Raw genomic sequence first — 12,373 nt, forward strand, 5'->3', positions numbered from 1 at the left:
CGAGCGGGGCCGGGCGCTACATGCCGATTCCGCGCGCCATCAACACGGCGAACAACGGCAGGAAGATGAACAGGTGGGATTCGATCATCACCCAGCGGCGCGCGCGGCGGATGTCGGCCTCGGGGGGCACGAAACCCGGCTGGGAGGCGGCCTGCTTGCGCCAGCGGATGAAGGCGAGGGTGGGCGGGATCGAACAGAGGGCGATCAGGACGAAGAGCGCGATCTTGGCGTGGAACCAGGGGTTGGCCATGTAGAACGCAGCGCCCTTGGCGCCGAGCGTGAGGCGCAGCACGCCGGTGACCAGCACGGCCACCGCCGAAACTCCGTAGAAGCGATCGTACAGGGCAAGGCGGCGAACCGCGTCGGGCGCCAGGCCGGGGCGCAGCAGGACGGCCTCGGCCGTCATGATGACTACGAGCACGAAAATGGCCAAGTAGTGAAACCAGGCGAGCAGGGCGTCTTGCAGCATGTCGGCTCCAGAAAGGCGGGACAAGCATGGTTGTACCATTCCCCGCCGAACCGCCAAGAAAAAAGCGCCCCCGAGGGGGCGCTTTGCATGCCAGGCGCCGCAGGCGCCCGAGCGGGCCGATCAACGGCGCTTCTTGGCGGCCTCGGCGGCTTCCTGCTGCGCGTCCACCACGGCCAGCGCCGTCATGTTGACGATGCGGCGCACGGTGGCGCTGGTGGTCAGGATGTGCACGGGACGCGCCGCGCCCAGCAGGATCGGGCCCATCGCGATACCGTTGCTGCCGGTCATCTTCAGCATGTTGTACGTGATGTTGCCGGTGTCCAGGTTGGGCATGACCAGCAGGTTCGCGCGACCCTTCAGCGTGCTGTCCGGATAGGCCAGCATGCGGATCTTTTCCGACAGGGCGGCGTCGGCGTGCATTTCGCCGTCAACTTCCAGGTCGGGGGCGCGATCGCGCACCAGCTGGCTGGCGGCGGCCATCTTGCGCGAGGAGTCCGTCGCGCGGCTGCCGAAGTTGGAGTGCGACAGCAGGGCGATCTTCGGAACCACGCCAAAGCGCAGCATTTCGTCGGCGGCCTGGATTGTGATGTTGGCCACTTCTTCCGAGGTCGGGTTTTCGTTGACGTGCGTATCGGTGACGAACAAGGTCTGGTCGGGCAGCATCAGCACGTTCAGGGCGGCGTAGGTCTGGCCTTCCTTCCGGCCGATGATCTCGTCGACGTACTTGAGCTGGTTGTCGTACTTGCTGGCCACGCCGCACAGCAGCGCATCGGCGTCGCCGCGGCGCAGCAGCATTGCGCCGATCAGCGTGTTGTGCTTGCGGATCATCGCCTTGGCGATGGCAGGCGTCACGCCTTCGCGACCCTTGAGCTGGTAGTAGGCATTCCAGGTTTCGTTGAAGCGGCTGTCGTCCTCGGGATCCACGATCTCGAAGTCCTGGCCGGCCACCAGGCGCAGGCCGAACTTCTTGATGCGCATCTCGATCACGGACGGGCGGCCGACCAGGATCGGGAACGCCAGCTTTTCGTCGCTGACGGTCTGCACGGCCCGCAGCACGCGCTCGTCTTCGCCGTCGGCGTAGATGACGCGCTTGGGCGCCTTCTTGGCCTGGGCGAACAGCGGACGCATCAGCTGGCCGGAGTGGTACACGAAGCCCATCAGCTTCTGGCGGTAGGCTTCGATGTCCTCGATGGGACGCGCCGCCACGCCGGAGTCGGCGGCGGCCTGGGCCACGGCCGGGGCGATCTGGACGATCAGGCGCGGGTCGAACGGCTTCGGGATGATGTAGTCAGGGCCGAAGGACAGTTCCTGGCCGGCGTAGGCGCGCGCCACTTCATCGTTCTGCTCGGCCTGAGCCAGTTCGGCGATGGCCTTCACGCAGGCCAGCTTCATTTCTTCCGTGATGCGCGAGGCGCCAGCGTCCATCGCGCCGCGGAAGATGAAGGGGAAGCACAGCACGTTGTTGACCTGGTTCGGATAGTCCGAACGGCCGGTGGCGATGATGCAGTCGGGACGCGCCGCCTTGGCGACTTCCGGGCGGATTTCGGGTTCCGGATTGGCCAGCGCCAGGATCAGCGGGCTGGCTGCCATGGTCTTGACCATGTCGGCGGTCAGCACGCCGGCGGTGGAGCAGCCCAGGAACACGTCGGCGCCGTTGACCACGTCGGCCAGCGTGCGCGCGTCGGTCTTTTGAGCGTAGCGCTTCTTGTTGGCCTCCATGTTCTCATCGCGGCCATCCCAGATCACGCCGCGGGAGTCCACCACGTAGATGTTCTCGCGCTTGACGCCGAGGTGGACCAGCAGGTCCAGGCACGCGATGGCGGCGGCGCCGGCGCCCGAGCAAGCCAGCTTGACCGAGCCGATGTCCTTGCCCACGACCTTCAGGCCGTTCAGGATCGCGGCCGACGAAATGATGGCGGTGCCGTGCTGGTCGTCGTGGAAGACGGGGATCTTCATGCGCTCGCGCAGCTTCTTTTCGATGTAGAAGCACTCGGGCGCCTTGATGTCCTCGAGGTTGACGCCGCCCAGCGTGGGCTCCAGCGCCGCGATGATGTCGACCAGCTTGTCGGGGTCGTTTTCGGCGAGTTCGATGTCGAACACGTCGATACCGGCGAATTTCTTGAACAGGCAGCCCTTGCCTTCCATGACGGGCTTGGCGGCCAGCGGGCCGATGTTGCCCAGGCCCAGCACGGCGGTGCCGTTGGTGATCACGCCCACCAGGTTGCCGCGCGAGGTGTACTTCGAGGCGGCGTCGTCGCCCTGGTCGAAGATGGCCATGCACGCGGCCGCCACGCCGGGGGAGTACGCCAGGGACAGGTCATCCTGGTTGGCCAGGGTCTTGGTGGGGGTGACCGAGATTTTGCCCGGCGTAGGGTAGGCGTGGTAGTCCAACGCCAGTTTGGTGAGAGTTTCGTCCATGGGATACAGGCCTCTGGGGCGTAAAACGGAAAAAGAAAACGGACTGCAAAAGGCGGGCTCGCGGCCCGCCGTTATTTATTTGGCAATGCTTGGGAACACCCGTATTTCACCAGAAAGCGTGGAAGCTTGGTTGTTGCAGTGCAGCGAACGCGCGGGCCTGGCGATTACGCCCGCGCGTTCTTTCCGTTTTACGCTTCCCAGGGCGGGGTCTGGCGGGCGCCGGCATTCAAGCGGGCGCGCAGCGCCCCGGCTTCGTCCTGGCGGCCCAGGCTGTCCAGCGCATACAGGGCGATCCAATCGGCGCTGACTTCGAAGAAGTCGCGCAACTGGGCCCGGGTGTCGCTGCGTCCGAACCCGTCGGTGCCCAGCGTGCGGTAGGCCGCCGGCACCCAGGCTCGTATTTGCTCGGGCACGGCGCGCACATAGTCGGTGGCGGCGATCACCGGAGCGTCGCTGCCTCCAAGGCAGGTCCGGACCCAGTCGGACGCGCCGGCTTCCAGGCCCAGCACGCGGGCGCGTTCGGCTTCGCGGCCGTCCCGGGACAGCTCGGAAAAGCTGGTGACGCTCCAGACTTCGGCGTCCACGCCGTAGTCGGCCAGCAGGCGCTCGGCCGCCATCTCGGCTTCCCTCAGCATCGGGCCCGCGCCGAGCAGGCGCACCTGGGCCTGGCCGCGGGCGGAGCGCAGGCGGTACATGCCGCGCAGAATCCCCTCTCGCGCGCCCGCGTCCGCCGGCATGTCCGGCTGCGGCAGGTTCTCGTTGGTGACGGTCAGGTAGAAGAACTCGTCGCGCTGCTCGTCGAGCATGCGGCGCATGCCGTGTTCGACGATGACGGCGACTTCGTAGGCGTAGGCGGGGTCATAGGCGCGGCAGTTGGGAACGGCGGCCGCCATGATGTGGCTGGAGCCGTCCTGGTGCTGCAGCCCCTCGCCGCCCAGCGTGGTCCTGCCGGACGTGGCGCCGATGAGGAAGCCGCGCGTGCGCTGGTCGGCGGCCGCCCAGATGAGGTCGCCGATGCGCTGGAAGCCGAACATCGAGTAATAGATATAGAAGGGCAGCATCGGCAGGCCGTTGACCGAATAGCTGGTGCCGGCGGCCGTCCAGGAGGAGATCGCGCCCGCCTCGGTGATGCCTTCTTCCAGGATCTGGCCGTCGCGGGCCTCGCGGTAGTACAGCACCGAGCCGATATCCTCGGGCTCGTAGAGCTGCCCCTGCGCCGAATAGATGCCGATCTGCCGGAACAGGTTGGCCATGCCGAAGGTGCGGGCCTCGTCCGCGACGATGGGCACGATGCGCGGCCCCACCGTAGCGTCCTTGAGCAGCGCGGTCAGCATGCGCACGATGGCCATGGTGGAGGACATTTCCTTGCCGTCCGCGGCCAGCGCGAAGCGTGCCCAGTGTTCGGCCTCGGGCGGCGCCAGGCGGGGGGCCTGGGTGCCGCGGCGGGGAATGTGCCCGCCCAGCGCGGCGCGGCGCGCCTGCAGGTGGCGCAGTTCGGCACTGTCCTCGGCGGGCCGGTAGAACTTCAGCGCCAGGCAGTCGGCGTCCGAGATCGGCAGCGCGAAGCGGTCGCGGAAGGCCAGCAGGGCTTCGTCGTCAAGCTTCTTCTGCTGGTGGGTGGTCATCTTGCCCTGGCCCGCGGAGCCCATGCCGAAGCCCTTCTTGGTCTGGGCGAGGATGACGGTGGGCTGGCCGCGATGGCGCACGGCGCGGTGATATGCGGCATGGATTTTCACCATGTCGTGGCCGCCGCGGTGCAGCCGGTCGATGGCTTCGTCGGTCCAGTCGGCCACCAGCGCGGCCAGTTCGGGATTCTGGTTGAAGAAGTGGGCGCGGTTGAATGCGCCGTCGTTGGCGGCGAAGGTCTGGAACTGCCCGTCGACGGTGTTGGCGAAGGCGCGGGCCAGCGCACCGCCCGTGTCGCGGCGCAAGAGGGCGTCCCAGTCGCTGCCCCAGACCAGCTTGATGACGTTCCAGCCGGCGCCGGCGTACAGCGTTTCGAGCTCGTCGATGATGCGGCCGTTGCCGCGCACCGGGCCGTCCAGGCGCTGCAGGTTGCAGTTGACCACGAAGACCAGGTTGTCGAGCTTTTCGCGAGCGGCCAGCGTGAGGGCGGCGATGGATTCGGGCTCGTCCATTTCGCCGTCGCCGAAAATGCCCCAGACCTTGCGGTCGGCGGCGGGCATCAGCGAGCGGTGCTCGAGATAGCGCATGAAGCGCGCCTGGTAGATGGCGTTGATCGGGCCGATGCCCATTGAACCCGTGGGGAACTGCCAGAAATCGGGCATCAGCCACGGGTGGGGGTAGGAGGACAGCCCGCGCAGCCCGCGCGCGGTCGCGGTGATTTCCTGCCTGAAATGGGCCAGGTCGTCTTCGTTGAGAAAGCCTTCCAGGTAAGCGCGGGCATATACGCCCGGCGCCGAGTGAGGCTGCATGTAGACCAGGTCTCCGGGCCCGTTCTCGGTCCGCGCCCGGAAGAAGTGGTTGAAGCCCACCTCGAACAGGTCCGCGGCCGAGGCGTAGCTGGCGATATGGCCGCCCAGTTCGCCATGCGCCTGGTTGGCGCGCACCACCATGGCCAGCGCGTTCCAGCGGTTGATGCGGGCGATGCGTTCCTCGACCGCCAGGTTGCCGGGAAACGGCGGCTCCTGGTCGGCGGGGATGGTGTTCAGGTAGGCCGTGCGGGTCTGGCTGCGCGCGCGCAGGCCCAGCGATGCCGCGTGGCCCAGCAGGTTGTCGAGCACGTAGCCCGCCCGTCCGGCGCCTTCCGCCTGCACCAGCGATTGCAGCGAGTCGCGCCATTCGGCGGTTTCGGCGGGGTCGATATCGGGTTCCGTGTCTTGCCCGGGGCGAAGGGAGCTGGTGTCGCGCATGGTCTTGTTGTCTCCTGGTTTAAGGCCCATGCTAGACCCTTGCCCCCGGCATGGGTAATCGAAATTTTGGAGGAATCGCCATGGTTTCAGCATAATCTTTTGCAGGATGGATTGCCCGCGGCAGCTTATGCCGCCGAATCGCCCGATGACCGCCACCGAGGCCCACGCCCGCGAGGCGCTAGAATTCGCGGCTAGCAGACAGGGAGAATTCCATGACCCAACCCACCCGCGTCCCCGCAGAGGTCACGTTGCCGGAACTGACGTTCCGCGGCGTCCTGCTGGGCGCCCTGATCACCGTCATATTCACGGCGTCGAATGTTTTCCTGGGCCTGAAGGTGGGCCTGACATTTTCGTCCGCCATTCCCGCCGCGGTGATCTCGATGTCCGTCCTCCGCCTGTTCAAGGACGCCAACATCCTCGAAAACAATATGGTGCAGACGCAGGCCTCGGCGGCCGGCACGCTGTCCGCCATCATTTTCATTTTGCCCGCCCTGGTCATGATGGGGCACTGGCAGGGCTTTCCGTTCTGGCAGACTCTGGGCATCTGCGCCGCCGGCGGCATGCTGGGCGTGATGTTCACCATTCCGTTGCGCCATGTGATGGTGGTGCAGAGCGATCTGCCCTACCCGGAAGGCGTGGCTGCGGCCGAGATCCTGCGGGTGGGCAGCGCGGAGCGCGCCCAGGGCACCGCCGAAGAGTCCGGCCGGGAGCCGGCCAAGGCCGCCACGGGCATGGGCGACATCGTTGCGGGCGGCCTGACCGCCGCTGTGGTCAGTTTCGCGGCCAGCGGCCTGCGGGTGCTGGGCGACAGCGTCAGCGGCTGGTTCGCGCTGGGCGGCGCGGTGTTCCGACTGCCCATGGGTTTCTCGCTGGCGCTGCTGGGCGCCGGCTACCTCATCGGCATCGTCGCCGGCCTGGCCATGCTGACCGGGCTGGTGATTTCTTGGGGCATCGCGGTGCCCATCCTGAGCGCAATGGGCGACATGCCCGCCGACATGTCGCTGGCCACGTACGCCACCGGGCTGTGGGCCTCGCAGGTGCGCTTCATCGGCGCCGGCGTGATCGGCGTGGGCGCCATCTGGACGCTGGCGACGCTGTTCATGCCGATGGCTCGCGGCGTCAAGGCCTCGTTCTCGGCCTTGACCAAGGCCGGCGCGGCGCGTGCCGGCCAGGCGCCGCGCACCGAGCGCGACCTGTCGGCGGGATGGATCTCGGTCGTCACGCTGGTGCTGGTGGCGGTGCTGGTCGTCACGTTCCAGGTGTTCCTGGCGGACGCGCCGCTGTCCGCCGCGGCCATCTGGAAACTGGTGGCCTACGCGGTGCTGTTCGCTTTCGTGTTCGGCTTCCTGGTGGCGGCGGCCTGCGGCTACATGGCCGGCCTGGTGGGCACCTCGACCAGCCCGATCTCGGGCGTGGGCATTGTGGCCATCGTGCTGGTGTCGCTGTTGATGCTGGTGCTGGGCGGCGAACTGCTGGCGGCGCAGAACGGCGTGCAGATGACGATCGCGCTGGCCATCTTCAGCACCTCGGCGGTGGTGGCGGTGGCGTCGATCTCCAATGACAACCTGCAGGATCTGAAGACCGGCTGGCTGGTCGGCGCGACGCCGTGGCGCCAGCAGGTGGCGCTGCTGATCGGTTGCGTGCTGGGCGCGGCCGTGATCTCGCCGGTGCTGGAACTGCTGTACAACGCCTACGGCTTTGCCGACGCCATGCCGCGTGAAGGCATGGACCCGTCCCAGGCGCTGTCGGCGCCGCAGGCCACGCTGATGCTGGCGATCGCGCGCGGCATCTTCACGCACCAGCTGAACTGGACCATGATCCTGATCGGCATGGCGGTGGGCGTTGGGCTGATCGTGGTGGACGAGATCCTCAAGCGCACCTGCAAGGTGGCCCGTATTCCGGTGCTGGCGGTGGGCATCGGCATCTACCTGCCGCCGACGGTGGCGGCGCCGATCGTGGTGGGCGCGCTGTTGGCGTGGCTGCTGGAGCGGGCGCTGCGCCGCCGCGCGGCGGCGGCCGGCAAGGATTATGAATCGTTCGCCGACGCCGCCAACCGGCGCGGCGTGCTGATCGCCTCGGGCCTGATCGTGGGCGAGAGCCTGGTGGGCGTGTTGATGGCCGCCATCATCGGCGCGGCCGGCACCGAGGCTCCGCTGGCCATCGCGGGCGAGGAATTTGCGCGCACCGCCTCGTTCCTGGGACTTGCGGTTTTCGTGCTGGTGGCGATGTTGTTCTGGCGGCGGGTATTGAAGTTGGCGTAGCGCGTTGCCGCATACGCGACGGTGCGTGACACCCTTGCGAAATGCCGTTCGGGTCGACGCGGGCCTTTCCGGGCGTCACTTATGTGTGGGTGTCTGACACCCGGGAAGCGGACGGGCAAGTCGAAGGGCGGCTCGTGGGGGGTCAGACACAAGCCACTTCTGGCAATTCGGAGGCAGGTCTGTTGGGGTGTCTGACACCCGGGAAGCGGACGGGCAAGTCGAAGGGCGGCTCGTGGGGTGTCAGACACAAGCCGCTTCTAGCAAGTCAGCCAGCGTGCGGGCGATGACCTTGGTGGCGCGCCGGAGGTCTTCCAGTTCCACGCGCTCATCGTTGCGCTTGGCGTGCGATTCCAGCACGCTGCGCGGCCCCGCGCCGTAGATGACGCCCGGGATGCCGGCTTCGGCATAGAGGCGCACGTCGGTGTAGAGCGGGGTGCCCATGGCGGGTATGGGTTGGCCGAACAGCGCCTCGCCGTGCTTCTGGATGGCCTGCACCAGGGGCTCGCTGCCGGGGAGCGGGCGCATCGAATTCGCCAGCAGCAGGCGTTTGATGTCCACCGTGATGCCGGGCAGGGAAGCGGCGGCGTCTGAGATGATGCGGCGGATATCGGCCTCGACCTCGGCGGCGTTCTCCTCGGGGATCATGCGCCGGTCCAGCTTGAACACCACCTTGCCGGGAACCACGTTGGTGTTGGTGCCGCCCTCGATGCGGCCGACGTTCAGGTAAGGGTGGCTGATGCCGGGCACCTGGGACCGGATGTCCTGGTAGCGCGCGTTCTGCGCATACAGCGCTCCAAGTATCCTGACCGCGGCCTGCAGCGCGTCCACGCCGGTGGCGGGGATGGCGGCGTGCGCCATTTTCCCGTGCACGGTCACTTCCATCTGCAGGCAGCCGTTGTGCGCGGTGACGACTTCATAACTGAAGCCCGCCGCGATCAGCAGGTCGGGCTTGGTCAGGCCCTGGGCGAGCAGCCAACCGGGGCCCAGCAGGCCGCCGAACTCTTCGTCGTAGGTGAAATGCAATTCGATCGCGCCGCGGCCGGGCTTGGCGACGGCTTCAAGCGCGCGCAGCGCGAAGGTGAAGCTGGCGAAGTCGCTCTTGCTGACGGCGGCCGCGCGGCCGTAGAGGGCGCCGCCGTCGATCTCGCCGCCGTAGGGGTCATGCTGCCAGCCATCGCCGGGAGGCACCACGTCGCCGTGGGCGTTCAGCGCGATGCGCGGGCCGCCGGCGCCGTATTCGCGACGGACGATGAGGTTAGTGATGGATTCCAGCCCGTAGTCCCGGACGTCCTGGACCGGCACGGGGTGGGCTTCGGCCCGCAGGCCGTAGCCTTCCAGCAGTTCGGCCGTGCGCACGGCGTGGGGAGCATTGTTGCCGGGAGGCGTGTCGGTGGGCACTCGCACCAGCTCCTGGAGGAAGCGGACCTCTTCGTCGAAGTGGGCGTCGATCCAGGCGTCGAGTCGGGCGTAGTCGGTCATGGCGGTCATTTCGTATCGTTGGCGAGCGAGTCGAGCAGCTCCAGCATCGCAAGCGCGGCGAGCTGGATGTCGTCGCTGGTGGTGGACTCGCGCGGGTTGTGGCTGATCCCCGAGTTCTGGCCGCGCACGAAGAGCATGGCTTGCGGCATGACTTCGTGCAGCTTCATGGCGTCGTGCCCGGCGCCGCTGGGCATGCGGTGGACAGGCAGCCCCAGCGCGTCGACGGCCTGTTCCCAGCGCCGCTGCCAGGCCGGATCGCTGGGCGCCGCCGCGGCGCGCATGGATTCTTCCAGGGTGTAGCGCAGCCCGCGGCGCTGGCAGACGGCTTCGAGTTCGGCCAGCACGTCGCGGGCCAGCGCATCGCGCTGGGCGTCGCTGGGGGCGCGCAGGTCCAGGCTGAAACGGCACTCGCCGGGCACCACGTTGATCGAGCCGCTGGGCACTTCCAGCATGCCGACGGTGCCCACTGAATCGCCATCGAGGGCGGCGCGCCGTTCCACGTACAGAACCATCTCGGCCGCCGCGGCGGCGGCGTCGCGGCGCCGGTCCATTGGCGTGGTGCCGGCATGGCAGGCCATGCCGGAGATCTGGACCTGGTAGCGCAGACAGCCGTTGATGGAGGTAACGACGGCGAGCGGCAGCCCCATTTCGTAAAGCACGGGCCCCTGTTCTATATGGATTTCGATGAAGCCCAGGTAGCGGGCGGGATCGCGGCGCAGGGCGGGGATGTCCTCTGGGCGCAGGCCGGCATGCGCCATCGCCTCGCGCATGCTGATGCCGTCCGCGTCTTTCTGGTCCAGCCATTCGGGCCGGAAGCCGCCGATCAGGGCGCCGGAGCCCAGGAAGGTGGCGCGGTAGCGCTGGCCTTCCTCTTCCGCGAAACCGATGACTTCCAGGTGATAGGGCAGGCGCTTGCCGCGCCGGTGCAGTTCGCGCACGCAGGCCATCGGCACGAAGATGCCCAGCCGCCCATCGTATTTGCCGGCGTTGCGCACTGTGTCGTAGTGGCTGCCGGTCATGAGGGTCGGGGCATCGGGACGGTCGGCCAGGTACCGGCCCACCACATTGCCCACGGCGTCGATTCCGACCTCGTCGAAACCGCACTCGTCCATCCATTGTGAGAGCAGCCGCGCGCAGGCGCGGTGTGCGTCGGTCAGGTAGGTGACGGTCAACAGGCCTCTTTCCGCGTAGCCCGGGTCGCTGTGGGCGGCAAGCCGTTCTCCCCAGTCCCAGATGTCGTTGCCCAGGGCGGGGACGTCGCCGAACCTGTCTTGCAGCCGGATCTCGGCGATGCGATGGAGGTGGTGCAGCGCTTCCTGGAGCTCGACCTCGGGAGGATTGTCCAGGCGGCGCTCGAATTCCTCGATGACCTGCCCGCGCGCCAGCCCGGCCCCGCGCGGACCGCGCACGGCCAGGACGAAGGGGAAGCCGAACCTGGCGCCGTAGGCGGCATTCAATTCGCGCAGGCGGGCGTGCTCGTCCGCCGTTCCCCTCGCCAGCTCGGCCAGTTCCTGTTCGCGGGCCGATTCCTCGCTGGAGGAGGGGCCCGCGCCAGCCAGCTCGGGGTGGGCGCGCACGAGCGCCAGCTTGGGGCCGGCGTCCGCCTCGTCGACGGCCTGGCGCAGGCGCTGCCTCAGGTCGGCCAGGGAGCGGAACGGGCGGAACTGGACGGCGCGCGCGGCGATCCAGGGCGCCTGCTCGTACAGGCCATCGAGCATGGCGGCGGCCGCGGCGGGCGAGGCCGAGTTGAGTTGGGCTAGGGTGTGGGCCATGACCGTCCTCTTCAGGCGTTGGGAGTGTAGGGGTGCGTCGCCGTCCAGTGGCGCGCGATGTCGATCCGGCGGCAGACCCAGACGCGGTCGTGGCGGCCGATGTGATCCAGGAAGCGTTGCAGCGCGACGATGCGGCCCGGCCTGCCCAGCAGGCGGCAATGCATGCCGATGCTCATCATCCTGGGCGCTTCGTCGCCTTCGGCGTAGAGCGCGTCGAAACTGTCTTTCAGGTACTGGAAGAACGGATCGGCGTGCGAATAGCCCTGCGGCAGCGCGAAACGCATGTCGTTGCAGTCCAGCGTATAGGGCACGATCAGTTGCGGGACAGCGCTGCCGTCGGTTTTTTGCACCAGCATCCAGAAGGGCAGGTCATCGCCGTAGTAGTCGCTGTCGTATTCGAAGCCGCCGTAGTCGGCCACGAGCCTGCGGGTGCGCGGGCTGTCGCGCCCGGTGTACCAGCCCAGCGGGCGGCTGCCGGCAAGCCGCGTGATGGCGTCCATGGCCAGGCGCATGTGTTCGCGCTCCGTGGCTTCGTCCATGTGCTGGTAGTGGATCCAGCGCCAGCCGTGGCAGGCGATTTCATGGCCCAGCTCCACGAAGGCCGAGGCCACGTCGGGATGCCGCTGCAGGGCCATGCCGACGCCGAACACGGTCAAGGGCAAGCCCCGCTTTTCGAACTCCCGCAGGATCCGCCATACCCCCGCCCTGGAGCCGTATTCATAAATGCTCTCCATGCTGAGGTGGCGCTCGGGGTAGCTGGCGGGGTTGAACATTTCGGACAGGAATTGTTCGGAACCGGCATCCCCGTGCAGGACGCTGTTTTCGCCGCCTTCCTCGTAATTCAGCACGAACTGCACGGCGATGCGGGCCTGTCCGGGCCAGCCGGCGTGCGGCGGGTTGCGGCCGTAGCCGATCAGGTCGCGCGGGTAGGAGCGTGTGGCGTCGTAGGAGCTCATGAACGGACGGGCGATGGGTCCGGGCGCGGGGCGGCCGGCGTGGGGTTGGCGGGCGATCTCGTACTGACCCGCACCATAGCCGGAAACCGCAGTTTTGTATACAAATTATGTATATGATTGTGCGGGATCCGGCCGGACTGCGGGC

The 12,373-nt window shown here is 67.7% G+C and carries 7 protein-coding genes; 1 reads left to right on the top strand and 6 read right to left on the bottom strand.

What is annotated here, in order from left to right:
* Positions 1 to 16: 16 nt before the first annotated feature.
* The 3 genes from JL37_RS06970 to mdeB all read right to left on the bottom strand — a co-directional run bounded on the left by JL37_RS06970 (position 17) and on the right by mdeB (position 5,760).
* Entirely contained in the window at positions 17 to 469 is a 453-nt protein-coding gene (locus JL37_RS06970) for a DUF2214 family protein (protein ID WP_043542907.1), read from the bottom strand.
* 120 nt (positions 470 to 589) lie between these two features.
* Positions 590 to 2,887 (bottom strand): NADP-dependent malic enzyme, encoded by a 2,298-nt coding sequence (locus tag JL37_RS06975; protein WP_043542910.1) that lies wholly within the window; start codon positions 2,885 to 2,887, stop codon positions 590 to 592.
* Between the two features lie 188 nt (positions 2,888 to 3,075).
* On the bottom strand, positions 3,076 to 5,760 hold the full coding sequence (mdeB, locus tag JL37_RS06980) for an alpha-ketoglutarate dehydrogenase (protein WP_043542911.1): 2,685 nt from the start codon (positions 5,758 to 5,760) through the stop codon (positions 3,076 to 3,078).
* Positions 5,761 to 5,972: 212 nt separating this feature from the next.
* Between mdeB and JL37_RS06985 the strand changes: the two genes are divergently transcribed.
* Positions 5,973 to 8,021 (top strand): OPT family oligopeptide transporter, encoded by a 2,049-nt coding sequence (locus JL37_RS06985; RefSeq protein WP_043542912.1) that lies wholly within the window; start codon positions 5,973 to 5,975, stop codon positions 8,019 to 8,021.
* A 240-nt stretch (positions 8,022 to 8,261) separates the two neighbouring features.
* Here the strand turns inward: JL37_RS06985 and JL37_RS06990 are convergent, their stop codons facing one another.
* From JL37_RS06990 to puuE, 3 genes are read right to left on the bottom strand one after another with little or no spacing between them, the layout of a single operon-like run.
* Positions 8,262 to 9,500 (bottom strand): M20/M25/M40 family metallo-hydrolase, encoded by a 1,239-nt coding sequence (locus JL37_RS06990; RefSeq protein WP_043543048.1) that lies wholly within the window; start codon positions 9,498 to 9,500, stop codon positions 8,262 to 8,264.
* A 5-nt stretch (positions 9,501 to 9,505) separates the two neighbouring features.
* Entirely contained in the window at positions 9,506 to 11,272 is a 1,767-nt protein-coding gene (gene uraD / locus JL37_RS06995) for a 2-oxo-4-hydroxy-4-carboxy-5-ureidoimidazoline decarboxylase (protein WP_043542914.1), read from the bottom strand.
* A gap of 11 nt (positions 11,273 to 11,283) precedes the next feature.
* A complete protein-coding gene (gene puuE / locus JL37_RS07000; protein WP_043542916.1) occupies positions 11,284 to 12,228 on the bottom strand; it encodes an allantoinase PuuE in 945 nt (314 codons plus the stop codon).
* Positions 12,229 to 12,373: the final 145 nt, after the last annotated feature.

The organism is Achromobacter sp. RTa, from assembly GCF_000757485.1.
In the GTDB taxonomy this organism is placed as follows: domain Bacteria; phylum Pseudomonadota; class Gammaproteobacteria; order Burkholderiales; family Burkholderiaceae_B; genus Achromobacter.

Coding starts and splice junctions, on each gene's coding strand:
- JL37_RS06970 (WP_043542907.1), bottom strand. CDS start 469: ATGCTGCAAGACGCCCTGCTCGCCTGGTTTCACTACTTGGCCATTTTC.
- JL37_RS06975 (WP_043542910.1), bottom strand. CDS start 2,887: ATGGACGAAACTCTCACCAAACTGGCGTTGGACTACCACGCCTACCCT.
- mdeB (WP_043542911.1), bottom strand. CDS start 5,760: ATGCGCGACACCAGCTCCCTTCGCCCCGGGCAAGACACGGAACCCGAT.
- JL37_RS06985 (WP_043542912.1), top strand. CDS start 5,973: ATGACCCAACCCACCCGCGTCCCCGCAGAGGTCACGTTGCCGGAACTG.
- JL37_RS06990 (WP_043543048.1), bottom strand. CDS start 9,500: ATGACCGACTACGCCCGACTCGACGCCTGGATCGACGCCCACTTCGAC.
- uraD (WP_043542914.1), bottom strand. CDS start 11,272: ATGGCCCACACCCTAGCCCAACTCAACTCGGCCTCGCCCGCCGCGGCC.
- puuE (WP_043542916.1), bottom strand. CDS start 12,228: ATGAGCTCCTACGACGCCACACGCTCCTACCCGCGCGACCTGATCGGC.